The sequence below is a fragment of the Variovorax boronicumulans genome, assembly GCF_029892485.1.
Taxonomy (GTDB): Bacteria; Pseudomonadota; Gammaproteobacteria; order Burkholderiales; family Burkholderiaceae_C; genus Variovorax; species Variovorax boronicumulans_B.
The window spans coordinates 50,537-76,931 of sequence record NZ_JARXVG010000004.1; the positions used below are offsets into that span (position 1 = coordinate 50,537).

The 26,395-nt window shown below is 66.7% G+C and carries 25 protein-coding genes, 1 tRNA gene and 1 pseudogene; 17 read left to right on the plus strand and 10 right to left on the minus strand.

Features of this window, described 5'->3' with window-relative positions; translation table 11 throughout:
• The first annotated feature begins 37 nt into the window (after positions 1–37).
• On the plus strand, positions 38–844 hold the full coding sequence (locus M2282_RS10700; protein WP_280808774.1) for a cyclase family protein: 807 nt from the start codon (positions 38–40) through the stop codon (positions 842–844).
• 19 nt (positions 845–863) lie between these two features.
• A complete protein-coding gene (gene fahA / locus M2282_RS10705) occupies positions 864–2,186 on the plus strand; it encodes a fumarylacetoacetase (protein WP_280808775.1) in 1,323 nt (440 codons plus the stop codon).
• 62 nt (positions 2,187–2,248) lie between these two features.
• Here the strand turns inward: fahA and M2282_RS10710 are convergent.
• The 3 genes and pseudogenes from M2282_RS10710 to M2282_RS10720 form a co-directional block, all read right to left on the minus strand.
• Positions 2,249–2,324 (minus strand) — tRNA-Gly (locus tag M2282_RS10710).
• A gap of 65 nt (positions 2,325–2,389) precedes the next feature.
• A pseudogene (locus M2282_RS10715) lies at positions 2,390–3,294 on the minus strand (NAD(P)/FAD-dependent oxidoreductase).
• A complete protein-coding gene (locus tag M2282_RS10720) occupies positions 3,284–3,745 on the minus strand; it encodes an Rrf2 family transcriptional regulator (RefSeq protein ID WP_280808776.1) in 462 nt (153 codons plus the stop codon). The pseudogene M2282_RS10715 and the gene M2282_RS10720 overlap by 11 nt, the downstream one beginning before the upstream one ends.
• Positions 3,746–4,012: 267 nt before the next feature.
• Here M2282_RS10720 and M2282_RS10725 point away from each other — a divergent pair, with 267 nt between their 5' ends.
• Positions 4,013–4,525 carry an adhesin gene (locus M2282_RS10725; protein WP_280808777.1) on the plus strand — a complete coding sequence of 171 codons (513 nt, stop codon included), beginning with the start codon at positions 4,013–4,015 and terminating at the stop codon, positions 4,523–4,525.
• 55 nt (positions 4,526–4,580) lie between these two features.
• Here the strand turns inward: M2282_RS10725 and M2282_RS10730 are convergent, their stop codons facing one another.
• From M2282_RS10730 to M2282_RS10750, 5 genes are all read right to left on the minus strand, one after another.
• Complete coding sequence (locus M2282_RS10730; protein WP_280808778.1) at positions 4,581–5,024, minus strand: MaoC family dehydratase; 444 nt, start codon at positions 5,022–5,024, stop codon at positions 4,581–4,583.
• 10 nt (positions 5,025–5,034) lie between these two features.
• Positions 5,035–6,327: a benzoyl-CoA 2,3-epoxidase subunit BoxA gene (gene boxA, locus M2282_RS10735; protein ID WP_280808779.1), complete on the minus strand. Its 1,293-nt coding sequence runs from the start codon at positions 6,325–6,327 to the stop codon at positions 5,035–5,037.
• A 123-nt stretch (positions 6,328–6,450) separates the two neighbouring features.
• The gene (gene boxB / locus M2282_RS10740; RefSeq protein WP_280808780.1) at positions 6,451–7,878 is read right to left on the minus strand and encodes a benzoyl-CoA 2,3-epoxidase subunit BoxB; all 1,428 of its coding nucleotides are present in this window, start codon (positions 7,876–7,878) and stop codon (positions 6,451–6,453) included.
• A gap of 32 nt (positions 7,879–7,910) precedes the next feature.
• Positions 7,911–9,587, minus strand: coding sequence for a 2,3-epoxybenzoyl-CoA dihydrolase (gene boxC / locus M2282_RS10745; RefSeq protein ID WP_280808781.1), 1,677 nt, complete (start codon positions 9,585–9,587; stop codon positions 7,911–7,913).
• A 136-nt stretch (positions 9,588–9,723) separates the two neighbouring features.
• Positions 9,724–10,662: a helix-turn-helix transcriptional regulator gene (locus M2282_RS10750; protein ID WP_280808782.1), complete on the minus strand. Its 939-nt coding sequence runs from the start codon at positions 10,660–10,662 to the stop codon at positions 9,724–9,726.
• 164 nt (positions 10,663–10,826) lie between these two features.
• Between M2282_RS10750 and M2282_RS10755 the strand changes: the two genes are divergently transcribed.
• From M2282_RS10755 to M2282_RS10795, 9 genes are all read left to right on the plus strand, one after another.
• Positions 10,827–11,321 (plus strand): DUF4863 family protein, encoded by a 495-nt coding sequence (locus M2282_RS10755; RefSeq protein WP_280808783.1) that lies wholly within the window; start codon positions 10,827–10,829, stop codon positions 11,319–11,321.
• A complete protein-coding gene (locus M2282_RS10760) occupies positions 11,318–12,868 on the plus strand; it encodes a 3,4-dehydroadipyl-CoA semialdehyde dehydrogenase (protein WP_280808784.1) in 1,551 nt (516 codons plus the stop codon). Before M2282_RS10755 ends, M2282_RS10760 begins: the two co-directional genes overlap by 4 nt.
• A 27-nt stretch (positions 12,869–12,895) precedes the next feature.
• On the plus strand, positions 12,896–14,443 hold the full coding sequence (locus M2282_RS10765; RefSeq protein WP_280808785.1) for a benzoate-CoA ligase family protein: 1,548 nt from the start codon (positions 12,896–12,898) through the stop codon (positions 14,441–14,443).
• 148 nt (positions 14,444–14,591) lie between these two features.
• Positions 14,592–15,401 carry an alpha/beta fold hydrolase gene (locus M2282_RS10770; protein ID WP_280808786.1) on the plus strand — a complete coding sequence of 270 codons (810 nt, stop codon included), beginning with the start codon at positions 14,592–14,594 and terminating at the stop codon, positions 15,399–15,401.
• Complete coding sequence (locus tag M2282_RS10775; RefSeq protein ID WP_280808787.1) at positions 15,398–16,573, plus strand: ABC transporter substrate-binding protein; 1,176 nt, start codon at positions 15,398–15,400, stop codon at positions 16,571–16,573. Before M2282_RS10770 ends, M2282_RS10775 begins: the two co-directional genes overlap by 4 nt.
• 146 nt (positions 16,574–16,719) lie before the next feature.
• Entirely contained in the window at positions 16,720–17,592 is an 873-nt protein-coding gene (locus M2282_RS10780) for a branched-chain amino acid ABC transporter permease (protein WP_280808788.1), read from the plus strand.
• Positions 17,589–18,539 (plus strand): branched-chain amino acid ABC transporter permease, encoded by a 951-nt coding sequence (locus M2282_RS10785; RefSeq protein WP_280808789.1) that lies wholly within the window; start codon positions 17,589–17,591, stop codon positions 18,537–18,539. The genes M2282_RS10780 and M2282_RS10785 overlap by 4 nt, the downstream gene beginning before the upstream one ends.
• A 145-nt stretch (positions 18,540–18,684) precedes the next feature.
• Positions 18,685–19,437, plus strand: a complete 753-nt coding sequence (locus M2282_RS10790; RefSeq protein WP_280808790.1) for an ABC transporter ATP-binding protein — start codon at positions 18,685–18,687, stop codon at positions 19,435–19,437.
• Position 19,438: 1 nt separating this feature from the next.
• Positions 19,439–20,140 (plus strand): ABC transporter ATP-binding protein, encoded by a 702-nt coding sequence (locus tag M2282_RS10795; RefSeq protein WP_280808791.1) that lies wholly within the window; start codon positions 19,439–19,441, stop codon positions 20,138–20,140.
• Between the two features lie 3 nt (positions 20,141–20,143).
• Here M2282_RS10795 and M2282_RS10800 read toward each other — a convergent pair whose 3' ends face one another.
• Positions 20,144–21,055 carry a LysR family transcriptional regulator gene (locus M2282_RS10800; RefSeq protein WP_280808792.1) on the minus strand — a complete coding sequence of 304 codons (912 nt, stop codon included), beginning with the start codon at positions 21,053–21,055 and terminating at the stop codon, positions 20,144–20,146.
• A 105-nt stretch (positions 21,056–21,160) separates the two neighbouring features.
• Between M2282_RS10800 and M2282_RS10805 the strand changes: the two genes are divergently transcribed.
• Together M2282_RS10805 and M2282_RS10810 are read left to right on the plus strand one after the other, a co-directional pair.
• A complete protein-coding gene (locus M2282_RS10805) occupies positions 21,161–21,901 on the plus strand; it encodes an SDR family NAD(P)-dependent oxidoreductase (protein WP_280808793.1) in 741 nt (246 codons plus the stop codon).
• Between the two features lie 35 nt (positions 21,902–21,936).
• A complete protein-coding gene (locus M2282_RS10810) occupies positions 21,937–22,161 on the plus strand; it encodes a tautomerase family protein (protein WP_280808794.1) in 225 nt (74 codons plus the stop codon).
• 18 nt (positions 22,162–22,179) lie between these two features.
• Here the strand turns inward: M2282_RS10810 and M2282_RS10815 are convergent, their stop codons facing one another.
• The gene (locus M2282_RS10815; RefSeq protein ID WP_280808795.1) at positions 22,180–22,893 is read right to left on the minus strand and encodes a Crp/Fnr family transcriptional regulator; all 714 of its coding nucleotides are present in this window, start codon (positions 22,891–22,893) and stop codon (positions 22,180–22,182) included.
• Positions 22,894–23,018: 125 nt separating this feature from the next.
• Between M2282_RS10815 and M2282_RS10820 the strand changes: the two genes are divergently transcribed.
• From M2282_RS10820 to M2282_RS10830, 3 genes are read left to right on the plus strand one after another with little or no spacing between them, the layout of a single operon-like run.
• Complete coding sequence (locus M2282_RS10820; RefSeq protein WP_280808796.1) at positions 23,019–23,942, plus strand: 3-keto-5-aminohexanoate cleavage protein; 924 nt, start codon at positions 23,019–23,021, stop codon at positions 23,940–23,942.
• Positions 23,943–23,979: 37 nt separating this feature from the next.
• Positions 23,980–25,191 carry an ABC transporter substrate-binding protein gene (locus tag M2282_RS10825; RefSeq protein ID WP_280808797.1) on the plus strand — a complete coding sequence of 404 codons (1,212 nt, stop codon included), beginning with the start codon at positions 23,980–23,982 and terminating at the stop codon, positions 25,189–25,191.
• Positions 25,188–26,138 carry a 3-hydroxyacyl-CoA dehydrogenase NAD-binding domain-containing protein gene (locus M2282_RS10830; RefSeq protein ID WP_280808798.1) on the plus strand — a complete coding sequence of 317 codons (951 nt, stop codon included), beginning with the start codon at positions 25,188–25,190 and terminating at the stop codon, positions 26,136–26,138. The genes M2282_RS10825 and M2282_RS10830 overlap by 4 nt, the downstream gene beginning before the upstream one ends.
• Positions 26,139–26,395 lie beyond the last annotated feature (257 nt).

Genomic DNA, 26,395 nt, shown 5'->3' on the forward strand with positions numbered 1-26,395 from the left:
AAGCCAACACCTAAACACCCCACAAGGAGCCCCACCCATGCCACGAAAATTCGTCGACCTCTCGATCTTTCTCGAGAACGATGTGCTCTCCGATCCGCCCGCCTTCGCGCCGAAGATCCAGTACTTCACGCACGAGCAGACCTACGAGCAGATCGAGCCCTTCTTTCCCGGCCTGAAGAAAGAAGATCTTCCCGACGGCGAAGGCTGGGCGGTGGAACTGGTGCAACTCTCCACGCACAACGGCACGCACCTCGATGCGCCCTATCACTTTCACTCGACCATGGACAAGGCGCTCGGCGAGAAGAAGCCCGCCATTGCCATCCACGACGTGCCGCTCGAGTGGTGCTTCCAGCCGGGCGTGAAGCTCGACTTTCGCCACTTCGCCGATGGCTACGTGGTCACCGCCGCCGACGTCGAGGCCGAGTTGAAGCGCATCGGCCACACGCTGAGCCCGCTGGAGATCGTGGTGGTCAACACGCGCGCCGGCAAGCGCTATGGCAGCAGCGACTACGTGTCGGCCGGTGCAGGCATGGGCTACGAAGCGACGATGTACCTGCTGGAGCGCGGTGTGCGCCTCACCGGCACCGATGCATGGAGCTGGGACGCGCCGTTCGTGCACACCGCCAAGAAGTACGGCGAAACGCAAGATGCTTCGTTGATCTGGGAAGGCCACAAGGCCGGCCGCGACATCGGCTACTGCCACATCGAGAAGCTGCACAACCTGGAGGTGCTGCCGCCCACGGGCTTTTTCATCAGCTGCTTCCCGCACAAGATCCGCGGCGCCTCGGCGGGCTGGACGCGCGCGGTGGCGATCTTCGACGATGCGCTGATGGCGTCGGTCTGAACGAAAGAAAACCTCACCGATGATCGAACTCAACCACACGCACGACGTCGACGCCCGCAGCTGGGTCGATGCCGCAAACGCTGCGGGCACGGACTTCCCGATCCAGAACCTGCCGTATGCGGAGTTCCGCCGCATTGGCAGCCCCGAGCCGTTTCGCGGTGGCGTGGCCATCGGCGACCAGGTGCTCGACCTGGCGGCGCTGGCTGCCGGCCAGCATGTCGACGGGCTTGCCCTCGATGCGGCGCGGATGGCCGCGTTGCCCGCACTGAACGATTTTTTCGCGCTCGGCCCCGCCGCATGGCAGGCGCTGCGCCATGCGGTCTTCGCGCTGCTGCGAAGCGATGCGCCCGCCGCGACGGTGGACGACCTGCGCAAGTGCCTCGTGCCGCAAGCCCACGTCGAATACACCGTGCCCGCGCGCATCGGCGACTACACCGATTTCTACACATCGATCGACCATGCGCTGAACATCACGCGCCTGTTCAACCCCGAAGGCGACGTCACGCCGAACTTCCGCTGGATTCCGACGGCCTACCACGGGCGCGTCTCGACCATCGGCGTGAGCGGGCAGCGCTTTCACCGGCCGATGGGGCAGACGATGGCGCCCGGCGCGAAGGCGCCCACGTACCACGCGTGCGCCCGGCTCGACTTCGAACTCGAACTCGGCGTGTGGATCGGCGAAGGCAATGCGGCCGGCGAACCGATCCCGCTCGAACGCGCCGAGGAGCACATCTTCGGCATCTGCCTGCTCAACGACTGGTCGGCGCGCGACATCCAGTTCTGGGAGATGGCGCCGCTCGGCCCCTTTCTCGCGAAGAACTTCGCGACCACCATCTCGCCGTGGATCGTGACGATGGAAGCGCTCGCGCCCTATCGCCAGGCCTGGACGCGGCCTGCCGACGAGCCCCAGCCGCTCGACTACCTGGAGAGCAAGGCGAACCGCGAAAGCGGCGCGATCGACATCAGCCTGGAGGTGTGGCTCGAAAGCGAAAAGGCGCGCGAGGGCAAGAGCGACCCATCACGGCTGTCGCGCACGAGCTTCAGGCACCAGTACTGGAGCGTGGCGCAGATGGTGGCGCACCACACCATGGGCGGCTGCCAGCTGAATGCGGGCGACCTGTTCGGCAGCGGCACGATTTCGGGACCGGGTCCGGGCGAAGCGGGCGCGATCATCGAGCTGACGCGCGCGGGGCAGAGCCCGGTCACGCTGGCCAACGGCGAGCAGCGCGGGTTCCTGGAAGACGGCGATGCGGTGCTGCTGCGCGGCTGGTGCGAGAAGCCGGGGCATGCGCGCATCGGATTCGGCGAAAGCCGCGGAACGGTGCTGCCGGCAAAGGGCTGAACGCACGTCCAACGCGGCGCAAAAGAAAAGGCCACCGGTGAGGTGGCCTTTTGCATGAAATGTGGAGCGGGAAAAGAGTCTCGAACTCTCGACCTCAACCTTGGCAAGGTTGCGCTCTACCAACTGAGCTATTCCCGCATTTCGAGCGTCGAATTATAGAGGGCTCCAGGCCCGATTTTTCCGAGCCCGAGAAAAAAGTGGGGTCAAGCGCCAAACACCATGGCGCGATGCATCGACGTGCCGGCCATCACGCCGTCGGCCGAGGCCAGCGTGGCGTTGTGCATCTGCATGGCCGCATCGCCTGCGGCATATACGCCGGGCACGGTGGTCATCTTCATCGCATCGATGCGGATCACCGGGCCGGCGTGGCCCTCGTCGAACGCGCAGCCCAGTTGCTCCGCGATAGGGCTGCCGGGACGCGTGCGTGGGACCATGAACAGCGCTTCGACCGGCACGATGCGGCCGTCTTCGAGGCGCACGCCGGACAGGTCTTTCGCCGGCCCCTCCAGCGCAGCGATGCGGCCCGGCTCGATCGTCACGCCGCGCGCCTGCAGCTTGCCCCGCACCTCATCCTCCACCGTGTTGTTGCCGTTCAGGAAGAGCGTGGTCGGGCCCCATTCGGCGATCAGCATCGCGTGCTCCGGCGGATGCGGGGCTTCGACCAAAACACCAAGCCTGCGGCCGCCGAATTCGTAGCCGTGGCAATAGGGGCAGTGCAGCACACTGGTGCCCCAGCGTTCGCGCACGCCGGCGATACCGTCCGGAAAGCCATCCTGCACGCCGAAGGCCAGCAGGAGCTTGCCGGCCGACAGCTGCCGGTCGTCATCGAGCGAGGCGACGAACCCGCCAACACCATCGGCCTGCACGCTCGCCGCCCGGCCTTCGATGAAGGTGACGTTCGATAGGCCAGCAGCTTGGCCCGCGCGTTGGCAATCATCTTCAGCGGCGGCACACCGTCCTGGCCGAAGAAGCCGTGTGCCGCGGCGGCGAAGCGGTTGCGCGGCGCGCCCGCATCGACCACGCACACGTTCTTGCGTGCGCGCGCGAGCTGCATGGCAGCGGAGAGGCCGGCAAAGCTACCGCCCACGACAAGAGCGTCATAGCGCATGTTCGATGTCCTTCTGTGTGAAACCGCCGCCCGTCATGCGGCGATGAAAGTCCTTGGAGAGATCCGCCAGCGTGATGCTGTTGAAGCGCTTGAGCAGCAGCGCCTCGGCCGCATCGAAGGCATCGTCGAGCGCCGCATTCACGGCCTGCTCGACGATGCAGCCGGGGCTCTCGGTGCGATTGCCCATGGCCAGCAGCGCAGGCGCGCCGACGGCGTTGTGGATGTCGCCGAGCGTCACGCGCGACAGCGAGCACGACAGCACCCAGCCGCCGCCGTGGCCCTTGGCCGAACTCACGAAGCCCGCCTGCCGCAGGCCCGCCATGAGCCGGCGCACCACGACCGGGTTGGTGTGCATCGCCGCCGCGAGCGACTCCGAGGTGATGGGGGCATCCATCTCGGCCATATGCAGCAGCACGTGGAGGACGCCGGAAAGCTTGCTGTCTCGTTTCATGCAACATTATCAGTTGCGTGAAATCTTCGTTGCCGGCGGAAGGTCTCTTTGACCCTGCCGGCTGAAAGGGTTGCGTTGCGAAACCCACTTGAACAGGACGCGCCCTAACGCACAGCCCCTCGTTCCCGCCGACGGACACGTCCCACAACCGAGAGCGAACGCCCCGCACACGGCGACATGGTGCGAGGTGGTCACGGTAGCGACCGAACTGGCCCCAAGCCGGTTCTTGTCAGTCAGTGACCATTCAAACGAAAGGAACAGTCACCCATGAAGCAACAACAAAACAAATCCATCTTCGCCGGCGCCTTGCTCGCAGGCCTTCTTGCCATGAGCGGTTTCGCCCAGGCACAGGGCGTGGGAGTCGGCGTGGGCGTGAATGCCGATGTGAATACATCGGGCACGGTCAAGGCTGCACCGGCACAAGGCAGCGCAGGCGCAAATACCGGCGCTGCAGCGGGTGCGGGCGCATCGACCAATGGCGGTGCCGGCAACGCGGCAGGCGGGCTGGGCAACACGGTCGGTGGCGTGGTCGGCGGCACGACCGGTGCCGTGGGCAACGCGACCAGCACGGTCGGCGGCGCCACCGGTGCCGTGGGCGGCGCAACCGGCGCGGCAACAGGCGCTACAGGGGGCCTCACGAACACCGTGGGCGGCACGCTGAACGGCGCGACTGGAGCGGTCGGCTCGGCGGGTGGCGCGGTGAAGCCATCGGCCGCCGGTGCGGGCGCGAAGGCCAGCGGCAAGGCCAAGGGCTCGGGCGCGGTCGATCTCACGAAGTAAACGCGCTTCCTCCGCAAAAGCCCGCAGCGCTCGCGCGTTGCGGGCTTTTTTTGCGTCAGTCGAGCGCTTCGAGTCTGAAAAGGCTTGTGACTTCCACGTCGAGCACCATCGACTCACGCTGGTTGAACAGGCGCCAACGCCAGCGAAGGATGCCCAGCGTCGGGCGCTTCTCGGAGCGCCGCACCTCGATCACGTCGGCCACGAGCCGCAGGGCATCGCCGGGGCGCACAGGGTTGGGCCAGCGCACATGTTCGAGCCCCGGTGACGCAAAAGACTCCGAGCCCTTGAGCGCCGCCTCGACCACCAGGCGCATCGCGATCGAGCAGGTGTGCCAGCCGCTTGCGATCAACCCGCCGAAGGCGCTTTCCGCGGCCGCTTCGGCATCGGTGTGGAACCACTGCGGGTCGTAGTCCTTCGCGAACCGGACGAGTTCGGCTTCGCTGAGCACATAGGGCCCGGCCTCGATGACCTGGCCTGCATGGAAGTCGGCGAACTTCATCCGCCGCGGTTCAGTAGGTTTCCAGGTGCAGGCGGCCTTCGCGCTTGAGCGAAGCGCCGACGGTGTTCCAGTCGAGCCCCGCTTCCGTCGCCACATCGCGCAGCGCGAGCACGACGCCCTCTTCCATGCTCTTGAGGCCACACACGTAGAAGTGGCTCGATCCGTCCTTGAGCAGCGCAGCCAGATCGGCCGCGCGCTCGCGCATCAGGTCCTGCACGTAGCGCTTGGGCTGCCCCGGCGTGCGCGAGAACGCGAGGTTGATGTCGATGAAGTCCTTGGGCAGCGACTGCAGCGGGCCGAAGTACGGCAGCTCCTGCTGCGTGCGCGCGCCGAAGAACAACATGAGCTTCCCGCCTTCGAACTTGCCGCTCTTGCGCAGGCGCCGGCGCCATTCGGTCATCGCGCGCATCGGTGCGCTGCCGGTGCCGGTGCAGATCATCACGATGTGCGACTTGGGGTGGTTGGGCATCAGGAACGAAGCGCCGAAGGGGCCCACCACCTGCACCGTGTCGCCCACCTTCAGGTCGCACACATAGTTGGAGCACACGCCGAGCACCGGGTCGCCCTGGTGGTCCTCGGTCACGCGCTTCACGGTGAGCGAGACGTTGTTGTAGCCGGGCCGCTCGCCGTTGCGGGGGCTCGCCACCGAGTACTGGCGCGCATGGTGGCGCTTGCCGATGGCGTCGACGCCCGGCGGCACGATGCCGATCGACTGGCCTTCGAGCACCGGGAACGGCACCACGCCGAAGTCGAGCACGATGTGGTGCGTCTCACTGTCGAAGCCCGCCTCGGTGCAGTTGAAGTTGCCGACCACGGTGGCGGTTGTCGGCGTCTTCGGCGGGAACAGGTTGGTGTACGCATGCGCGGCCGACCACGGCGGCACGGTGGCGCCGTACTGCGCGGAATTGAAGACGGTCTCGGTGGACTCGGCAGCCGCTTGCGCTTGCGTCAGCGCAGGTGCTGCGGCAACGCCGGCTTCATCGCCCGCATCGGCGGCTGAAACGCCCGCGGCCTCGAGCTCTTCGGGCGTCAGCTCCGCGGGCAGTTCTTCCCAGGTGAGCTGTTCTTCGATCGTGTACGCGCGCACCAGCGGCATCGTGCGCCAGTTGTCAATGGAGCCCGTCGGGCACGGCGAGATGCAGGCCATGCAGCCATTGCAGATGTCGGCCCGCACGACGTAGTTGTTGTCGTCGTGCGTGATCGCGTTGACGGGGCAGGTGGCCTCGCAGGTGTTGCAGCGGATGCAGATCTCGGGGTCGATCAGGTGCTGCTTGATGACTCCGGCTTCAACGGCCATGTCCATTTTTTTCTCCTTTCCCTCGCCCCTTGGGGTGAGGGTCAGGGTGAGGGGCAGCAGCTTGTCGTAAGGACGCCGCCTACCCTCACCCCTACCCTCTCCCCAAGGGGAGAGGGAGTAATACCCAAATCAGCCGAAACGGACGTACTCGAAATCCACCGGCTGGCGGTTGATGCCCATCACCGGGGGCGAAATCCAGCCTGCGAACTTGCCCGGCTCCACCACGCGGCCCATCAACGATGCCACGAAAGCGAAGTCTTCGGAACTGGGCAGCCACTCATCGCGCTTGGCGGCCCATTCGACCTCGTTCACCACGCGGCCTTCGGGCGACATCTTGATGCCGGCGAGCGCGCCGATCTGGCGGTTGAAGGCCTTGTGCGGCACGACCAGGCGGGTCGGGATGCCGGCCTTCTCGAGCACCTTGTTCCAGCGGCCCACGCCGGCCACCGAGTCCTTGATGAAGTCGTCGCGCAGCACTTCGTTGAGCGCGTTGAGCATCGGCACGTCCTTCTCGACCAGTTGCCCATCTTTCACTTCAAGCACCTTGTAGGTCTGGCCCTTGAGGATGTGGTCGTCCGTGCGCTTGCCTTCTTCGTAGCGGCCCTTCAGGCCCGAGCTGTAGAAGATGGCCGCGTTGCTCGACTGGTCGGCGCCGAACAGGTCGATGGTCACGCTGTAGTGGAAGTTCAGGTAGCGCTGGATGGTGCCCAGGTCGATGCAGCCCGCGGCGCGGATCTTCTGCGCGTCGTCGGTCTTCAGCTCGTTCATCACCTGCGCGGTGCGGGCGATGACGCGCGAGACGCCGCTCTCGCCCACGAACATGTGGTGCGCCTCTTCGGTCAGCATGAACTTGGTGGTGCGCGCCAGCGGATCGAAGGCGCTTTCGGCCAGCGCGGCCAGCTGGAACTTGCCGTCGCGGTCGGTGAAGTAGGTGAACATGAAGAACGCGAGCCAGTCGGGCGTCTTCTCGTTGAACGCGCCCAGGATGCGCGGGTTGTTCTCGTCGCCCGAGGTGCGCTGCAGCAGTGCATCGGCCTCTTCGCGTCCGTCGCGTCCGAAGTGCTTCTGCAGCAGGTAGACCATGGCCCACAGGTGGCGGCCTTCTTCCACGTTGATCTGGAACAGGTTGCGCAGGTCGTACATCGACGGTGCCGTGAGGCCCAGGTGGCGCTGCTGCTCGACCGAGGCGGGCTCGGTGTCGCCCTGCGTCACGATGATGCGGCGCAGGTTGGCGCGGTGTTCGCCGGGCACGTCCTGCCAGGCCTTCTCGCCCTTGTGGTCGCCGAAGTGGATCTCGCGGTTGGCATCGCCCGGGTTCAGGAAGATGCCCCAGCGGTAGTCGCGCATCTTCACGTGGCCGAACTGCGCCCAGCCCTGTGGGTCGACGCTCACTGCGGTGCGCAGGTACACGTCGTGGTTGGTCGAGCCCTCGGGGCCCACGTCGTCCCACCAGTTGATGAAGTTGGGCTGCCAGCCTTCGAGCGCGCGCTGCAGCGTGCGGTCTTCGCCGAGGTTGACGTTGTTGGGGATCTTCTCGCTGTAGTTGATCGTGCTCATCGTTGTTCCTTGGGTTGTACGGGCTGCGGTTATCAGACGCGGTTCATGTCGAAGCCGGCCTTTTCGCCGGTGCCGTAGACCTTGAGCGCACCCTTTTCGCCGACGGCGTTGGGGCGGTTGAAGATCCAGTTCTGCCAGGCAGTGAGCCGGCCGAAGATGCGGGTGGCCATGTTCTCCTTGCTCGCGAAGCGCAGGTTGGCTTCGAGGCCGGTGAGCGCGTCGGGCGACATGGCGGCGCGCTCTTCGATGGCGATGCGGATTTCGTCTTCCCAGTCGATGTCGTCCGGTGCGGCGGTGACCAGGCCGAGCTTCAGGGCTTCGTCGGCGTCGAGCGGCTTGCCTGCTGCAGCGCGCGCGGCTTCGAGTGGCGCGGCCTCTTCATAGAAGCGCCGTTGCAGACGGCTCTGGTCGTTCACCATCGGGAAGAAGCCGAAGTTGAATTCGTTCAGCACGAGCTTCGGTGCGCGCTCGGCATCGTCGGGCAGCGCGAGCATGTAGGTGCGGTCGGCCGCGAAGGCCAGTTCGGCCAGCGTGCCGGCGAAGCACGAACCGGCCTCGACCAGCGCGAACAGGCTGCGCGACGACACATCCAGGCGCGCCAGCGTGCGGCGCAGCGCGCCGATGGTTTCGCGCACCAGCCAGTGGTCCTTGTTGGCGAACATCACGGCGTCGGAGGCGAGCACGGCGGCCGCATCGCCTTCGGTCTTGAGCAGCCAGGTGCCCACGTCGAGCTCGTTGGTGCGCAGGTTGAGGATCGCGTCGTCGAGCTGACGGCACATCGCGAGCGGCCACCAGGCGGCGCCCGCGGCTTCGATCGCGGCGATGTCGGCCGGCTGCGCACCGGTGGGCGCCTTCACGGTGATCGTCGCGGTGCGCTTGCTGCGGTCGATCTGGATATCGACGTGCGAATAGCTGATGCCGTCGGCGCTGTCGGTGCGCTCGAGGCGCGTGAGCACCACGCCCTTGCCGCCCGCGGGACGGTCGCTGCCGGCGGCGAGTTGCGAGGCGCGGTCCTGCACGGCGGCGGCGAACTGCGCGGGCTTGGCCACCGCATCGACCAGGCGCCATTCGACGGCACGCTGGCCGCGCACGCCTTCGACGCTGGTGCAGAAGATGTCGGCGAGGTCATGGCGCACATGGCGCTTGTCGGTCACGCGGGTGAGGCCGCCGGTGCCGGGCAGCACGCCGAGCAGCGGCACTTCGGGCAGCGACACGGCCGAGGAGCGGTCGTCCACCAGCAGGATCTCATCGCAAGCCAGCGCCAGTTCGTAGCCGCCGCCGGCGCAGGCGCCGTTCACGGCCGCGAGGAACTTCAGGCCCGAGTGCTTCGACGAGTCTTCGATGCCGTTGCGGGTCTCGTTGGTGAACTTGCAGAAGTTGACCTTCCAGGCATGGCCCGAGACGCCCAGCATGAAGATATTGGCGCCCGAACAGAAGATGCGGTCCTTGCCGCTGGTGACGATCACGCTGCGCACTTCGGGGTGCTCGAAGCGGATGCGGTTGAGCGCGTCGTTGAGCTCGATGTCGACGCCCAGGTCGTAGCTGTTGAGCTTGAGCTTGTAGCCGGGGCGGATGCCGCCGTCTTCCGCGATGTCGAGCACCAGGCGGGCGATGGCGCCGTCGAAGCTCAGGGACCAATGGCGGTACTGGCCGGGTTCGGTGCGGTAGTCGACGCGGGGGGGCGCCTGAAGCGTGGTGGTGTCGGTCATGCAGAAGTCTCCTGTGGGGCTGTGTTCGGAAACCGCGAACAGGAAAGATAATGCGCTTTCTTGCTCCGTTGACATGCATCATGCTGCATGCAAATGGGCAAGTCAATGCCTGTTGTGCTTTTTTTCAGATTTCAGCTCAAGCGCTCAGGCCCATCGACTGGCGCGTGGTCGCGCGCAGCGCCTGGAAGCTCTGTGCCAGCGTCTTGCCGCTGGTGTCCACCGACAGATCGGCCTTCGAATAGAAGGCGGCCCGGCCGTTCAGGATGCGGCGCAGGTCTTCCATGGCTTCCTTGCTGGCGGCCATCGGGCGGGTGTCGCCCTGCGCGGCCACGCGGCCCATGTGCTCTTCGGGCGCGGCCTGCAGCCACACGGTGGTGCAGTGGGCGAGCAGTTCGTTGAAGGTGGCGGGGTCGGAGACGATGCCGCCCGGCGTGGCGATCACCACTTCGCTGTAGATCTGCACGGCTTCTTCGAGCGCGCGGCGCTCGTAGCGGCGGTAGGCGTTGGTGCCGTACAGGTCGTGGATCTCGCGCACGCTGCAGCCCGCGAGCTTCTCGATCTCGCGGCTCAGTTCGATGAACGGCAGCTCGAGGTCTTCGGCCAGCATCTGCCCGAGCGTCGACTTGCCCGCGCCACGCAGCCCCACGAGCGCGATGCGGCGGTGCCGCGCCGGATCGACCGAAGCCGTGCCCAGCAGTTCGCCCAGGGCCACGCGCACGCGGCGCAGGTCGGTTTCGCTGCGGTTCTCGAGCAGCTCGCGGATCAGCAGCCACTCGGGCGAACTGGTGGTGACGTCACCGACCAGCTCTGCCAGCGAGCAATGCAAAGCGCCGGCCACCTGCTGCAGCACCAGGATCGACGCGTTGCCGATGCCGTACTCCAGGTTGGCCAGGTGCCGCTCCGACACATCGGCCGACACGGCCACCGCCTTGCGCGTGAGGCCGCGCTGCGCGCGCAGGTTGCGCACGCGGTCGCCCAGCGCGGCCAGCAGTGGGTTCTTGGCCTCCCCGGCCGGTGCGGTGTGGTTGCCGCTTTCTGGCGTGGTGGCCAGCACCGCGTCTACATGCTCATTCATGCGAGTCCTCGTTCGTGGCCGGGATTGTGCGCGCTCAGGGTAAACGCCATATATGCACTATATTGCTTGACACTCATTGTCTCGGTGCTTATCGTTCGGCCACAAGCAAGATACTGCACGCGCGGTATTCCTGCAAGGCAGTTCCGAAAGTTCGAGGCCCCACGATGTCCGACAGCAGCAACCCCGCCACAGGCAAGGCAGCATTTCACCAGTTGATCGCCGGCTTGACCGCCGAGATCGCCGGCCGGCCGCTCGACGCGCAACTCGACCAGTGGCTCAACGCCACCCACGGCGCTGGCAGCGCCAGCTTCGAGCAACTGCGCCAGGCCTGCATCGGCGGTGTCACCGAAGGCTGGCTGTGCGAGCGCGAAGGCGGCGGCATCAAGTACGGCCGCGTGTTCAAGGCCGAAGACGCGCTGCACCGCTTCTCGGTCGACGTGGTCGACATGCAGGACGTCGCCGGCCCGCACCACACGCATCCGAATGGCGAGATCGACCTGATCATGCCGCTGGACAACAGCCCCGGCGCCACCTTCGACAGCCGGCCCGCGGGCTGGTGCGTCTACGGCCCCGGCACCGCGCACCGCCCGACCGTCGCGCAAGGCCGCGCGCTCGTTCTCTATTTGCTGCCCGAGGGGCAGATCAAGTTCACGCAATGACCGAACTCCTCTCCAACCACGTCGCCGGCCGCTGGCAAAGCGGCTCAGGCGCCGGCACGCCGCTTGTCGATCCGGTGCTTGGCACCGAACTCGCACGCGTCGATGCCACGGGGCTCGACCTGCCCGAAGCCTTCTCGTTTGCGCGCGAACAGGGCGGCAACGCGCTGCGCGCCCTCACCTACCGCCAGCGCGCCGGGCTGCTCGGTGCGATCGTCAAGGTGCTGCAGTCCAACCGCGATGCCTATTACGAAATCGCCACCGCGAACTCGGGCACGGTGAAGAACGATTCGGCCGTGGACATCGACGGCGCGATCTTCACGCTCGGCCAGTACGCCAAGTGGGGCGATGCGCTCGGCGACGTGCGCGCGTTGCGCGATGGCGATGCGGCCAAGCTCGGCAAGGAGCCAGTATTCCTGTCGCAGCATCTGCAGGTGCCGACGCACGGCGTGGCGCTGTTCATCAACGCTTTCAACTTCCCTTCGTGGGGCCTGTGGGAAAAGGCCGCACCGGCATTGCTCTCGGGCGTGCCCGTGATCGTGAAGCCCGCGACCGCAACCGCCTGGCTCACGCAGCGCATGGTGAAAGACGTGGTCGATGCGGGCGTGCTGCCCGCCGGCGCGCTCTCGGTCATCTGCGGCAGCTCGGCCGGCTTGATGGACCAGCTGCAGCCCTTCGACGTGGTCTCGTTCACCGGCTCGGCCGAAACCGCAGCCGTGATCCGCTCGCACCCCGCCGTGGCCGCGCGTTCGGTGCGGGCGAACATCGAGGCCGACAGCCTCAACAGCGCCCTGCTCCTGCCCGGCGCAGCACCTGGCAGCGAAGCGTTCAACCTGCTCGTGCGCGAAGTGGTGCGCGAGATGACGGTCAAGTCGGGCCAGAAGTGCACCGCGATCCGCCGCATCCTGGTGCCAGCCGGGGTGTACGACGCCGCGGCCGAAGCCATCGGCGCCAAGCTCGCGGGCGTCACGGTCGGCAATCCGCGCAACGAGGGCGTGCGCATGGGTTCGCTCGTGAGCCGCGCGCAACTGAACGCCGTGCGCGACGGACTCGATGCGCTCGCCGCGCAGACCACCGTGCTGCACGACAGCCGCAACAAGCCGCTGATCGACGCCGACCCGGCCGTCGCCGCCTGCATCGGCCCGGTGCTGCTGGGCGCGCGCGATGCCGATGCGGCGCAGCGCGTGCATGACGTGGAGGTGTTCGGCCCGGTCGCCACGCTGCTGCCGTACCGCGACCTGGCGCACGGCATCGCGCTGGCGCACCGTGGCCAGGGCTCGCTCGTGATGTCCTTGTATGGCAGCGACGACGCAGCGCTCGCGCAGGCCGCGCTCGCTGTCGCACCGAGCCACGGCCGCGTCCATGTGATCACGCCCGAGGTCACACAGGCCCACACCGGCCACGGCAACGTGATGCCGATGTCGATGCACGGCGGACCCGGCCGCGCGGGCGGCGGCGCCGAACTGGGCGGCCTGCGCGCGCTCGACTTCTATCACCGCAAGAGCGCGGTGCAGGCGAGCCCCCGCGTGCTCGCCGCCCTCGGCTTCTAGAAGAACAGGCCCCAAGGAGACCCCACGATGAGCCTGCCCGCACGATTCAATTTCGCCGAACACCTGTTCGCCCTCAACCGCGGACGCGCCGATCGCACCGCCTACATCGACGACCGCAGCACGCTGAGCTATGGCCAGCTCGAAGACCGCGCGCGCCGACTGGCCGCCGCGCTGAAAGCCGCCGGCGTGCGGCGCGAAGAGCGCGTGCTGCTGCTGATGCTGGACAGCAGCGACTGGCCGGTGAGCTTTCTCGGCTGCCTCTATGCCGGCATCGTTCCCGTCGCCGTCAACACGCTGCTCACGCCCGAGGACTATGCCTACATGCTCGACCACAGCCGCGCGCAGGCCGCGCTGGTGTCGGGTGCGCTGCTGCCTACGCTGCAGGATGCGATGGGGCGCGGTGCGCACGAGCTGCAGGCGCTGATCGTCTCGCAGCCCACCGGCCCGCTGCCGGAGAACGCGCAAGCGTTCGACGCCGCGCTCGCCAAGGTCGAGCCCCTGGCCGCACCAGTCAACACAGCCTCCGACGACCCGGGCTTCTGGCTCTATTCCTCCGGCTCCACCGGCAAGCCCAAGGGCACGGTCCACACGCACGCCAACCTCTGGTGGACGGCCGAGCTCTACGGCAAGCCGGTGCTCGCGCTCACCGAAGACGACGTGTGCTTCTCGGCGGCCAAGCTGTACTTCGCTTACGGGCTGGGCAACGCGCTGACCTTTCCGCTCACGGTCGGTGCGACGGTCGTGCTGATGGCCGAGCGGCCCACGCCCGATGCCACCTTCCGCCGTTGGACGGAGCACAAGCCCACCGTGTTCTTCGGCGCGCCCACGGGGTTCGCGGGCATGCTCGCCTCGCCGAAGCTGCCGGCGCGCGATGCGGTCGCGCTGCGCATGTGCTCGTCGGCCGGCGAGGCCCTGCCCGGCGAGATCGCGCAGCGCTTCAAGGCGCACTACGGCTGCGAAATCATCGACGGCATCGGCTCGACGGAGATGCTGCACATCTTCATCTCCAACCGCCCCGGCGACGTGCGCTACGGCACCACCGGCAAGCCGGTGGAAGGCTACGAGGTCGAGCTGCGCGGCGAAGACGGCCGCCCGGTGCCCGACGGGGAAGTGGGCGACCTCTACATCCGAGGGCCGAGCTCGGCCCTCATGTACTGGACCAACCGCGAGAAGTCGCGCGACACCTTCCAGGGCGGCTGGACCAAGAGCGGCGACAAGTACACGCGCGATGCCGACGGCTACTTCACCTATGCCGGGCGCAGCGACGACATGCTGAAGGTGAGCGGGATCTATGTGTCTCCCTTCGAGGTCGAGGCCACGCTGATGCAGCATCCTTCGGTGCTCGAAGCGGCGGTGATCGGCAAGGAAGATGCAGAGGGCCTCACCAAGACCAAGGCCTTTGTCGTGTTGAAGGATGGGAGCGCTGCGACCGAGGAAGAGCTCAAGGCCTTCGTGAAAGAGCGCCTCGCGCCGTACAAGTACCCGCGGTTTCTGGAGTTCGTGAGTGAGCTGCCGAAGACGGCGACGGGGAAGATTCAGCGGTTTCGGCTGCGCGAGCGAGAGAAGCAGGCATGACGCGCTCCTTGTCTTGCTCCCTCCCCTCCCGGGGGAGGGTTGGGGTGGGGGCATCGGCCTCCACGCACGCACAGCCTTCTCAAGCGCCGCAAGCCCCCATCCCAGCCTTCCCCCGGAAGGGGAAGGAGCAACAGCCGGGAGCAATGCAATGAGCACACCCGACTTCGCCACCATCACCTGGCGCGGCCGCCCCGTGCGGATCGAGTGCGCGTGGATAGCCCCTGAGCGCACCGACGCCCCGCTCATCGTCTTCCTCCACGAAGGCCTCGGCTCCGTCGCCATGTGGAAAGATTTCCCCGCACAAGTCTGCGAAGCCGCCAACGCCCGCGGCCTCGTGTTCTCGCGCCCCGCCTACGGCCGCTCCACGCCGCGCGAAGACAACGAAATCTGGGACGTCGACTTCATGCACCGCCAGGCGCGCGAGGTGCTGCCCGCCCTCATCGCCGCCCTGAATCTCGGCGATGAAAAGCCCTGGCTCTTCGGCCACAGCGACGGCGGCTCGATCTCGCTGCTCTACGCCTCGCGCTTCCCCGATCGCGTGGCGGGCCTTGTCGTGCTGGCGCCGCACATCTTCGTGGAAGACATCACCGTCGCGAACATCGAGCTGGCGCGCACCGCGTACCTCTCGACCGATCTGCCGAAGAAGCTCGGCCGCTACCACGACAGCGCCGATTCCGCCTTCTGGGGCTGGAACCGCATCTGGCTGCATCCGCCCTTTCGCGACTGGAACATCGAGGCCGAACTCGATGCCATCCGCTGCCCGGTGCTCGCCATCCAGGGCATCGACGACGAGTACGGCACGCTCGCGCAGATCCGCGGCATCGCGGCGCGCGTGAGCGGCAATTGCGAACTGGTGGAAATCCCTGAATGCGGGCATTCCCCACATCGCGATCAGCCGGAACGTGTCACCGTCGCTACCGCCGCTTTCATCACCAAAAACAGGAGACAGACACCATGACGACCATCCGCAATGCGCGCCTCGCGCTCACCGCCATCGCCTTCGCCGCCCTAGCGACAGCCGCTGGCGCCCAGGGCACCGGCAAGCTCAAGGTCGGCCTCATGCTGCCCTACAGCGGCACCTACACCGCGCTGGGCGTGGCCATCGAGAACGGCTTCAAGCTCTACGTCGACGAACAGGGCGGCAAGCTCTCGGGCCGCGAGATCGAGTACTTCAAGGTGGACGACGAGTCCGATCCCGCCAAGGCGACCGACAACGTCAACAAGCTCATCAAGCGCGACAACGTCGATGTGATCGTGGGCACCGTGCACTCCGGCGTTGCGATGGCCATGGCCAAGGCCGCCAAGGAAAGCGGCACCGTGCTGATCGTGCCGAACGCAGGCGCCGATGCGGTGACCGGCCCGATGTGCGCGCCCAACATCTTCCGCAGCTCGTTCAGCAACTGGCAGCCGGCCTTCGCGATGGGCGAGGTCGCGGCCAAGCAGCAGGGCAAGAAGAAGGCAATGACCATCACCTGGAAGTACGCGGCCGGCGACGAGTCGGTCAACGGCTTCAAGGAAGGCTTCGAGAAGAACGGCGGCAAGGTCGACAAGCAGCTCACGCTGCCCTTCCCCAACGTGGAGTTCCAGGCACTGCTGACCGAGATCGCGGCGGCCAAGCCCGATGCGGTGTATGCCTTCTTCGCGGGCGGCGGCGCGGTGAAGTTCGTCAAGGACTACCAGGCGGCGGGCCTGAACAAGACCATTCCGCTCTACGGCCCCGGCTTCCTGACCGACGGCACGCTCGATGCGCAAGGCGATGCCGCGCAGGGCATGCTGACCACGCTGCACTACGCGGACGGCCTGAACACCGCGCGCGACAACGCATTCCGCGTGGCATACGCCAAGTCGTTCAAGCTGCAGCCCGACGTGTACGCGGTGCAGGGCTACGACGCGGCGCAGATGCTGGGCGTGGGCCTCGCCGCCGCCAAGGGCGACATCGGCAAGAAGGCCGAGTTCACCGCCGCCATCGAGAAGGCCAAGATCGACAGCCCACGCGGCACCTTCACCATGAGCAAGTCGCACAACCCGGTGCAGGACATCTATCTGCGCAAGGTGGATGGCAAGGAGAACAAGCTGGTCAGCACCGCGATCAAGGGTCTCGCAGACCCGGCGCGCGGCTGCCGGATGTAAACCCTTCTCCAGGCTCGCTTACCCGCATTCTTTCTCTCTCCTCATGAGCCGTTCGGGCTGAGCCTGTCGAAGCCGGTGCGCAATGCACGCAGGCCCTTCGACAGGCTCAGGGTGAACGGTGTGCGGATCAACTGGGATCTCCCACAGTGGATTTCGGAACCTTCCTCGTCCAGTGCCTGAACTCCGTTCAGTACGGACTGCTGCTTTTTCTGGTGGCCTCGGGCCTCACGCTGATCTTCGGGATCATGGGCGTGATCAACCTCGCGCACGGCAGCTTCTACATGATCGGCGCTTACATGGCGTTCGCGCTCGCGCCGCTGTTCGGCGACCAGTTCCTTCTGATGCTGGTGGCCGGCGTGGTGCTTGCGGCCATCTTCGGCTACCTGCTCGAATGGGCGTTCTTCAGCTACCTCTACCAGCGTGACCACCTGCAGCAGGTGCTGATGACCTACGGGCTCATCCTGGTGTTCGAGGAACTGCGCTCCATCTTCGTGGGCAACGATGTGCACGGCGTGAAGGTGCCCGCTTGGCTGGACGGCAGCTTCGCGCTGGGGAACGTCATGAGCTACCCGTGGTACCGGCTCTTCGCCTCTGCCGCGTGCATCGTGCTCGCGGTCGGTCTGTACTGGGTGGTGAACCGCACGCGGCTGGGCATGATGATCCGCGCCGGCGCGAGCAACCGCGACATGGTGCGAGGGTTGGGCATCGACGTGAAGCGGCTCTACCGCATCGTGTTCGCGGCCGGCGTGGCGCTCGCTGCGCTGGCCGGGATGATCGCGGCGCCGATGTCCTCGGTGTATCCGAACATGGGCGCGAGCGTGCTCATCATCTGCTTCGTGCTGGTGGTGATCGGCGGCATCGGCTCGATCACCGGCGCGCTTCTGGCCTCGCTGCTGGTGGGTTTCGTCGACACCTTCGGCAAGGTGTTCTTCGCCGACCTGAGCGGCATCGGCATCTACCTGCTGATGGCCATCGTGCTGATATGGAAGCCCGAAGGGCTGATGGGGAGGCGGCCATGAAGAAGGGTGCATTCCTCGTGCCCGTGGCCTGCGCGGTGCTCATCGCCATCGCCGGCCCGTTGATGGGCAACTACGCCTCCGACTTCATCGTGAAGGTGATGATCCTTTCGATCTTCGCGCTGAGCCTCGAACTGCTGGTCGGCATGACCGGCCTCGTGAGCCTGGGCCACGCGGCGTTCTACGGCATCGGCGCGTACGTGACGGTGCTCGCATCGGGCAGCGAGGGCGGCAACTTCGCACTGCTGCTGCCGATGGCCATGGGGGCGGCGGCGCTCTATGCGCTGTTCGTCGGCGCTTTGAGCCTGCGCACGCGCGGCGTGTACTTCATCATGGTCACGCTCGCGTTTGCGCAGATGGCCTTCTTCGTGTTCCACGACACCAAGGTGGGCGGCGGCAGCGACGGCATCTACATGTATGTGCGACCGGCCCTCGGCGCGCTCGACCTGGAGAACCGCATGGTGCTGTTCTACGTGGTGCTCGCGTCGCTCGCGTTCACCTATGGGCTGCTCGCGCTGATCCGCCGCTCGCGCTTCGGCGCGGCGCTCGCGGGCATCCGGGTGAACGAACAGCGCATGCGCGCGGCGGGGTTCCCGGTGTACGGCTACAAGCTCGCGGCCTTCGTGCTCGCGGGCGCGCTCGCGGGGCTCGCGGGCTTCTTGCTCGCCTCGCGCGACGGCGTGGTCAACCCTGAACTGATGGCTTGGCACAACTCGGGCGAGGTTCTGCTGATGGTGATCCTGGGCGGTCTCGGCCATCTGCGCGGGGCGGTGATCGGTGCCATTGCATTCACGCTGCTCAAGGAAATCTTCTCGACGCACGCGGTGATGGGGCCGCTCGCGGACCATTGGCAGCTCACGCTGGGCATCGCGATCATCGTGTTCGTGGCGTGGTTGCCGAAGGGCTTGATCGGACTCGTGAAGCGCATCTCGCCGAAGGAGGCCGCATGACTGCCCCCGAACTCGGGAGTTGTCCCCTCTCCCGCTTGCGGGAGAGGGTTAGGGTGAGGGCCGCGGGACTGTCCACCGACCCGCGCTTTCCACTGCCCAATGCCCTCACCCCAGCCCTCTCCCCAAGGGGAGAGGGAGCAAGACTATGAACGCAACCGCTCTTCTTTCGGTAGCCGGCCTCACCCGCCGCTTCGGCGGCCTCACCGCAGTGAACGCCGTCACGCTCGACCTGCACATCGGCGAAGTGCACGCGGTGATCGGCACCAACGGCGCCGGCAAATCGACGCTCATCAACATGCTTTCTGGCGAGATCGAGGCTTCGGAAGGCCGCATCGCGCTGGACGGCATCGACATCACGCAGCGCGCGCAATCGAAGCGCGCACGCGACGGCGTGGGCCGCAGCTACCAGCGCACGACGATCTTTCCGGAGTTCAGCGTGCACGAGAACTGCCGGCTCGCCGCGCAGGCCGCGACCGCGCGGCCGTGGGCGATCTGGCAGGCGTCGCAACGCTGCACCACCAGCAACGCTTCAGCCGATGCGGCGCTCGAAGCCGCAGGCCTTTCGAACGAGGCTTTGCGCATCGCCGGCACGCTGAGCCACGGCGCGCAGCGCCAGCTCGAAGTGGCCATGTGCCTCGCCACGAACCCGCGCGTGCTGCTGCTCGACGAGCCGCTCGCCGGCATGGGCGCCGAGGAAACCGACCGCATGCTCACGCTGCTCGCGCGGCTGAAGGCCACGCACGCGATCCTTCTGGTGGAGCACGACATGGACGCCGTCTTCCGCATCGCCGACCGCATCACGGTGATGGTGAACGGCACGGTCATCGCCACCGGCGACCCGACCTCGATCCGCGAGAACCCGGAGGTGCGCACCGCCTATCTCGGAGAAGACCACTGACATGCTGATCGTCCGCGACCTCAACACCTACTACGGCAACAGCCACATCCTGCGCGGCGTGCATGCCGGCATTCCGACAGCCACGTCAGTGGGCCTGCTCGGGCGCAACGGCATGGGCAAGACCACGCTGATCCGCAGCATGATGGGCTACGTGCGGCCCGCTTCCGGCGAAGTGCAGGTCGATGGCCGCACCGTCACCGGCTGGCCGCCCGAGAAGATGGCACGCTTGGGCATCGGCTACGTGCCCGAGGGCCGTGGCATCTTCCCGAACCTCTCGGTGCGCGAGAACCTTGTGATGAGCGAGCGAGCGGGCATCGACGGACAGCGCGCGTGGACCTTCGACCGCGTGATGGCGACCTTTCCGCGGCTGGCGGAGCGGCTCTCGCATGGCGGGCAGCAGCTCTCGGGCGGCGAGCAGCAGATGCTCTCGATCGGCCGCGCGCTGATGACCAACCCGCGCCTCCTCATCCTGGACGAAGCCACCGAAGGCCTCGCGCCGCTGATCGTCGCCGAGATCTGGCGCGTGATCGGCGAGATCCGCAGCACCGGCATCGCCACGCTGATCGTGGACCGCGACTACCGCAAGGTGCTCGCGCACACCGATCTTGCGGTGGTGATGGAGAAGGGACAGATCGTGCGGCATGGGGCGTCGGCCGATCTGCTGGCGGAGCCGCAGGCGCTGGAGGAGTTGCTGGGCGTGTAAGGATTACGCAGCCCGCTGCGCCATCAGGAAATCGATGAACACCCGCATGCGCAGCGGCACATGCCGCCCGTCCGGGTACAGCAGCGTGTACGGCCGCGAGCGGCCCGCGAAGGGCTTGAGCACCTCGACGAGGGTGCCGTCGGCGATCTCTTTCTCCACCACGAAGCGGTAGGTCTGGAACAGACCGGCGCCGCTCCTTGCGAGCGTGACGCCACCGAGCACGTCGTCGGAGCAGCTGTAGGCGCTGTCAGCGAAAACCTCGCGGTCCTTGCCGTCTTCCTTGAAGAGCCACGAGATGCGACGGCCGCTGCTGGGCAGTTCGAACTGGATGCACTCGTGCGCGGCCAGATCCTCGAGCGTGCGGGGCGTGCCGGCCGCCTTCAGGTACTTGCGCGTTGCGACAACGACGAGCGCTGCATCCTCCAGGTGCCGCGCGATCAGCGTGGAGTCGGGCTGGGCGCGCACGCGCACGGCCATGTCGTAGCCCTCTTCCACGAAATCGATGTTGCGGTTGCTCAGGTGCACATGCAGCCGGATGTCGGGAAAGCGTTCGCGGAACGCCGGCAGCATCGGCAGGATGCGGTGGTGGCCGTAGGTGGTCGGCACGCTGATGCGCAGCGTGCCCGAAGGCTGCGCCTGCTGGCCCATCACTTCGCGCTCGGCCTCGGCAAGTTGCGCCAGTGCCTGGCGGCATTGCGCGAAGTAGGAACGGCCCGCGTCGGTGAGCCGCACGCTGCGCGTGGTGCGCACGAACAGGCGCAGGCCCAGCCGCTTCTCCAGGCGAGAGATCGAGCGGCTCACGGCTGCCGGCGTCACGCCCGCCGCAAGCGCTGCCGAAGTGAAGCCGCCCGTCTCCGCCGCGAGACAGAAGAGTTCGATGCTGCCGAGAAGGATGTCGCCGAACTGCCGCTGCATGGATTGATTACCTCGCGTATCAAGTGAAGTGCGATTCTAGTGATTTATCTATCGTCGTGTCATCAATACAGTTCTCGCCACGTCATCAACTTTTGGAGAACCGACATGCAAGACAGCACTTCATCCACCGTCGTCATCACTGGCGCCTCGAGCGGCATCGGCCTGGGCCTTGCGCAGGCGTACCTCGAACGCGGCTTCAACGTGGTCGCCGGTGCCCGCACCGACGAGCGGCTCGCCGCTGCCGCGAAGCAACTGGGCAACCCGGCGCGCTTTCTCGGCGTCGCGGGCGACATCGGACAGCGCGCAGCCGCAGAGCAGCTCATCGACCGCGCCGTGGAGCGCTTCGGCCATGTCGACGTGCTCATCAACAACGCGGGCATCTTCAACGCCAAGCCCTTCGTCGACTACACCGAGGAAGAACTCGATCAATTGGTCGCCACCAACCTCAAGGGCTTCTTCTACGCCTCGCAGGCCGCCGCCAGGCACATGATCCCGCGCCGCAAGGGCCACATCGTGAACATCACCGCGGGCATCGCGCTGCAGCCGAACCTGAAGGTGCCGGCCCTGGTGCCCGTTCTGGTCAAGGGAGGCATCAACGCCGCGACGCGCGCACTGGCGCTGGAACTCTCGCCGCACAACATCCAGGTGAATGCGGTGGCGCCCGGCATCGTCGACACGCCGATGCACCCGGCCGAGACGCACGGCTTTCTTAGCGGCCTGGCGCCCGCCGGCCGCATCGCGACCGTGCGCGAGATCACCGACGCGGTGCTCTACCTCACGGGCGCCGGCTTCACGTCGGGCGTGGTGCTGCCGGTGGACGGCGGCGCGAGCGCCGGCACCTGGTAATCGCCTCGTTCGTTCACACCACCAAGGAGCACACCATGCCTTTCGTCAATCTGAAGATCACCCGCGACGGCGTCACGCGCGAGCAGAAGACCCAGGTCATCGCCGAGTTCACGGAAGTCCTCGAACGCGTGCTGAAGAAGCCGCCGGAGTGGACGCACATCGTGATCGAGGAGATCGATACGGATGACTGGGGGTTCGGGGGGGTGACGACCACGGAGTACAGGAAGCGCTTGGCGGAGCAGGCGAAGAAGCCGCAGTGACGGCGCGCGGGCTGCGGCCTACTCGATAAACCGCCGCAGCCCTTCGAGATCGATCACCGTGATCCCCCCGTATTCGATCCGCAGAAACCCCGCGTCCTTCAACCGGTTCAACGCCGCATTGCACCTTTGTCGCGACACGCCCGACAGATTCGCAATCTCTTCCTGCGAAGTCTGCAGATGCGTTTCGCTCCCCGGATGCAGCCACGGGTGGAACAGCCCCGCGAGCGCGCGCGCCACCTGGCTGTCCGCATCGAGCAGCCGGTGCGCCGCGTAGTTGCCCATGAACCAGTGCAGCCGCTCGTTGATCTGCTGCAGCAGGAAATGATCGAAGCCGCGCTGCGTGCGGTGTAGCCATTCGAAGGTTTCCAGCGGCAACTGCGCCACGCGGCTGGGACGCAGCGCAATGATGTCGGCCGAGCGCGGCATCGCGCGCAGCAGCGTGCCCTCGCCGAACCAGCTGCCGACCGAGAGGCCGCCGAAGGTCACCGAGCGGCCGTCGCTGGAAGTCATCGACCACTTGAGCAGGCCCTCGAGCGTGCCGTACCAGTGCAGCGGCGTGTCGCCGCGCCGGCACAGCGCGGCGCCGGCGGCCACGTCGACCTCGCGCATCTCGTCGAGCACGCGCTCGGCCGCTGCCGCGTCGAGCAGCGGAAACCAGGCAGAGCCTTGCAGCAGTTGCGGAATCGTCAGCGATGCCGCCTCGATGGCCGGCTCCGCCTTCTTGGTGGGCATGGAATGAAAGCTCCTGGAGGCCCGGGTGCGTAAACCCTGAGCCCAAATGTCGTCGCGATGACTGAGTGTGCCTGCGCTCCCAAAAATAATAGCGCGCCCCTCATGCAAGACACCAGGAACACCCCATGTCGTCCAAGCGCAAAGTGATCGTGACCATCGCCCCCACCGGCGGCATGGCGCACAAGTCGCAGAACCCGCATCTGCCCACCCAGCCCGCGGAGATCGCCGCCGACGTGCTGCGCTGCTGGAACGCCGGCGCGAGCGTGGTGGCGATTCATGCGCGCCGGCCCGACGACGGGGCGACCTGCAATGCCGAGGTGTACCGCGACATCAACAGCCGCATCCGCGCGGGCGGCTGCGACATCGTCATCAACAACTCCACCGGCGGCGGCGTGCACGGCGACATGGTCAAGCCGCTGGCCGGAGATCGCTGGGAGATCGCGTGGGAAGAGCGCATCAAGGGCATGGACGCCGGCGCCGAGATGTGCACGCTGGATGCGACCACGCTCAACCTGAGCTTCGAGGGCAAGCAGATCCTGATGGACACGCCCATTACCAAGAGCCGCGAGCTTGCCGCCGGCATGAAGGCGCGCGGCATCAAGCCCGAGTGGGAGGTGTTCAGCCCCACGCACATCCTGCAGGACACGGCCACGCTGATCGGCGAGGGGCATGACGAGGAACCGTACTTCATCAACCTCGTGATGAACGTGCACCGCAACTTCCAGAACGCGATGCCGTACTCGCCGCGCTTCCTCCAGATGATGGTGGACACCCTCCCCAAGGGCAGCATCTTCTGCGTGAGCGGCATCGGGCCCTCGCAGCTCGAAGCCAATGTGGCGGCGCTGCTGCTGGGCGGCCATGCGCGCGTGGGGCTTGAGGACAACCTCTACTTCCGCCAGGGCGAGCTGGCCACCAACGTGCAGCTCACCGAGCGCATCGTTCGCGTGATCCGCGAGCTGGACATGGAAGTGGCCACGCCCGCCGAGGCACGGCAGATGATGGGGCTGCCCCGCGTGGGCGGCCCGCGGCCAGAGTTCGCACTGGGCTGACCGTCGAACGAACCAATAACAACGAGGAGACAAGACCATGAACACACACATCCCGCGCACGGCCCTGGCCATCGCACTCGGCGCAGCATTTGCCACCGGTGCCTCGGCGCAGGTGTCGGACGACACCATCCGCATCGGCTTCATCAGCGACATGTCGGGCATCTACCGCGACTACGACGGCCCGGCCGGCGCGGAAGCCATCCGCATGGCGATCGCCGACATGGGCGGCGCCATCGACGGCAAGAAGATCGAGCTGGTCACGGCCGACCACCAGAACAAGCCCGACATCGCGGCCGCCAAGGCACGCGAATGGTTCGACGTGCAGAAAGTCGACATGCTGATCGCGGGCGTCAACTCGGGCGCGGCCATCGCCATGGCGGGCGTGGCGGCCGACAAGAAGAAGCCGTACTTCGTGGTCGGCTCGGGCGCATCGAGCCTCACCAACGAATACTGCTCGCCCTACACGGTGCACTACGCCTACGACACGGTGGCCATGGCGCGCGGCACCGCGAGCGCGGTGGTCAAGGCGGGCGGCAAAAGCTGGTACTTCGTGACCGCCGACTACGCCTTCGGCGCCGCGCTGCAGAGCGATGCGGCCAAGATCATCACCGCCAGCGGCGGCACGGTCGCGGGCTCGGTGAAGCACCCGCTGGGCGCGAGCGATTTCTCGTCGTTCATGCTGCAGGCGCAAAGCTCCAAGGCGCAGGTGCTCGCGCTCGCCAATGCGGGCGGCGACACGGTCAACGCCATCAAGTCGGCCGCCGAGTTCGGCATCAGCAAGAACATGAAGCTGGCCGGCATGATCATCACCATCAACGACGTGCACGCGCTGGGCCTGAAGAGTTCGCAGGGCATGTACCTCACCGACAGCTGGTACTGGAACCAGAGCCCCGAGGCGCGCACCTGGGCGCGGCGCTTCTTCGACAAGCACAAGCGCATGCCCTCTTCCTTCCATGCCGGCGACTACTCGGCCGCGCTGCAGTACCTGCAAGCAGTGAAGGCGGCCGGCAGCGACGATGCCGACAAGGTGATGGCGCAACTGCGCAAGACGAAGTTCAATGACATGTTCGTCAAGGGCGGCTGGCTGCGCGACGATGGCCTCATGGTTCACGACATGCAGCTGATGCAGGTGAAGACGCCCGACGAGTCGAAAGAGCCGTGGGACTACTACAAGGTGGTCGAGCCCATCCGCGGCGAGGCCGCATGGACGACGAAGGCAGAGAGCCGCTGCGCGCGGTGGAAGTCATGAGCAATGCAATCGTGGATGTGAAGCGTGTCGCGGTCGTCGGCACCGGCGTGATCGGCGCGAGCTGGGCCGCGTACTTTCTCGCGCACGGGCTCGACGTGAACGCGACCGATCCGTCGCCCGGTGCTGAGGGGCGGCTGCGCGATGCAGTGGCGCAGCACTGGCCGACACTGGAGCGCTTCGGCCTTGCCGAGGGTGCGTCGGTCGACCGGCTGCGCTTTCACGACAGCCTGGAAGACGCGGTATCGGTCGCCGACTTCGTGCAGGAGAACGGCCCCGAGCGCATGGACTTCAAGATCGACCTGTTCCGCCGCATGGACGCTGCCGCGCCGCCGGAGACCATCCTTGCGTCGAGTTCCTCGGGCCTCGCGATCAGCGGCGTGCAATCGGGCTGCGCGCATCCGCAGCGAGTGGTGCTGGGGCATCCGTTCAATCCGCCGCATCTGATTCCGCTGGTGGAGGTGATCGGCGGCGAGAAGACGTCGGCCGAGGTCATCGAACGCACGATGGCGTTCTATGCGGCCATCGGCAAGCGGCCGATCCAGGTGAAGCGCGAGGTCAAGGGCCACATCGCGAACCGGCTGCAGGCTGCGCTGTGGCGCGAGGCCTTCCACCTCGTCAACGAAGGCGTGGCGAGCGTGGCGGACATCGACACCGCCATCGCGCACGGCCCCGGCCTGCGCTGGGCGGTGATGGGGCCGTTCATGAACCTGCATCTGTCGGGCGGCGCAGGCGGCATCGAACACGTGCTCGCGCACCTGGGCGGACCCATCGAGGATTGGTGGAAGGACCTGGGCGCACCGTCGATGACACCCGAGCTCAGGCAGAAGGTGACCGACGGCGTTGCCGAGGAACTGGGCACGCGCCGCACCGGCGATCTCGAAGCGGCACGCGACACCCTGCTGTTACACCTGATTCGCGCGAAGGCCGATACCGGCAAGCTCGACTAGATGAGGCTTTGCTCTTTGATTCCTTGCCCTACGCGTTCGGGGTGCGAGCACGCCGACGGGGTACTTTGCTCCGCGAATGTCCCCCGCCCTTCGGGCTCCTCCTTGATTTCGCTGCGCAAGGCACCCCATCGGCGTGCTCGTCATGCGCAGCGGTCGTTGATCGGCCGCGCACCAGCAGCGTGTCCAGGTGCACAGGGCATCGGGTGCTCCCCGCAGCGAAATCAAGGAGGAGGCCGCAGGCCGGGGGACATTCGCGG

Excerpts from the sequence above, each read along its gene's own strand:
- M2282_RS10825 (WP_280808797.1), top strand. The coding sequence starts at position 23,980 with ATGAACACACACATCCCGCGCACGGCCCTGGCCATCGCACTCGGCGCA.
- M2282_RS10730 (WP_280808778.1), bottom strand. The coding sequence starts at position 5,024 with ATGAAGTTCGCCGACTTCCATGCAGGCCAGGTCATCGAGGCCGGGCCC.
- M2282_RS10785 (WP_280808789.1), top strand. The coding sequence starts at position 17,589 with ATGAAGAAGGGTGCATTCCTCGTGCCCGTGGCCTGCGCGGTGCTCATC.
- M2282_RS10700 (WP_280808774.1), top strand. The coding sequence starts at position 38 with ATGCCACGAAAATTCGTCGACCTCTCGATCTTTCTCGAGAACGATGTG.
- M2282_RS10775 (WP_280808787.1), top strand. The coding sequence starts at position 15,398 with ATGACGACCATCCGCAATGCGCGCCTCGCGCTCACCGCCATCGCCTTC.
- M2282_RS10770 (WP_280808786.1), top strand. The coding sequence starts at position 14,592 with ATGAGCACACCCGACTTCGCCACCATCACCTGGCGCGGCCGCCCCGTG.
- M2282_RS10810 (WP_280808794.1), top strand. The coding sequence starts at position 21,937 with ATGCCTTTCGTCAATCTGAAGATCACCCGCGACGGCGTCACGCGCGAG.
- M2282_RS10830 (WP_280808798.1), top strand. The coding sequence starts at position 25,188 with ATGAGCAATGCAATCGTGGATGTGAAGCGTGTCGCGGTCGTCGGCACC.
- M2282_RS10725 (WP_280808777.1), top strand. The coding sequence starts at position 4,013 with ATGAAGCAACAACAAAACAAATCCATCTTCGCCGGCGCCTTGCTCGCA.
- M2282_RS10720 (WP_280808776.1), bottom strand. The coding sequence starts at position 3,745 with ATGAAACGAGACAGCAAGCTTTCCGGCGTCCTCCACGTGCTGCTGCAT.
- M2282_RS10790 (WP_280808790.1), top strand. The coding sequence starts at position 18,685 with ATGAACGCAACCGCTCTTCTTTCGGTAGCCGGCCTCACCCGCCGCTTC.
- M2282_RS10805 (WP_280808793.1), top strand. The coding sequence starts at position 21,161 with ATGCAAGACAGCACTTCATCCACCGTCGTCATCACTGGCGCCTCGAGC.
- boxC (WP_280808781.1), bottom strand. The coding sequence starts at position 9,587 with ATGACCGACACCACCACGCTTCAGGCGCCCCCCCGCGTCGACTACCGC.
- M2282_RS10795 (WP_280808791.1), top strand. The coding sequence starts at position 19,439 with ATGCTGATCGTCCGCGACCTCAACACCTACTACGGCAACAGCCACATC.
- M2282_RS10820 (WP_280808796.1), top strand. The coding sequence starts at position 23,019 with ATGTCGTCCAAGCGCAAAGTGATCGTGACCATCGCCCCCACCGGCGGC.
- M2282_RS10750 (WP_280808782.1), bottom strand. The coding sequence starts at position 10,662 with ATGAATGAGCATGTAGACGCGGTGCTGGCCACCACGCCAGAAAGCGGC.
- boxA (WP_280808779.1), bottom strand. The coding sequence starts at position 6,327 with ATGGACATGGCCGTTGAAGCCGGAGTCATCAAGCAGCACCTGATCGAC.
- boxB (WP_280808780.1), bottom strand. The coding sequence starts at position 7,878 with ATGAGCACGATCAACTACAGCGAGAAGATCCCCAACAACGTCAACCTC.
- M2282_RS10800 (WP_280808792.1), bottom strand. The coding sequence starts at position 21,055 with ATGCAGCGGCAGTTCGGCGACATCCTTCTCGGCAGCATCGAACTCTTC.
- fahA (WP_280808775.1), top strand. The coding sequence starts at position 864 with ATGATCGAACTCAACCACACGCACGACGTCGACGCCCGCAGCTGGGTC.
- M2282_RS10755 (WP_280808783.1), top strand. The coding sequence starts at position 10,827 with ATGTCCGACAGCAGCAACCCCGCCACAGGCAAGGCAGCATTTCACCAG.
- M2282_RS10765 (WP_280808785.1), top strand. The coding sequence starts at position 12,896 with ATGAGCCTGCCCGCACGATTCAATTTCGCCGAACACCTGTTCGCCCTC.
- M2282_RS10760 (WP_280808784.1), top strand. The coding sequence starts at position 11,318 with ATGACCGAACTCCTCTCCAACCACGTCGCCGGCCGCTGGCAAAGCGGC.
- M2282_RS10815 (WP_280808795.1), bottom strand. The coding sequence starts at position 22,893 with ATGCCCACCAAGAAGGCGGAGCCGGCCATCGAGGCGGCATCGCTGACG.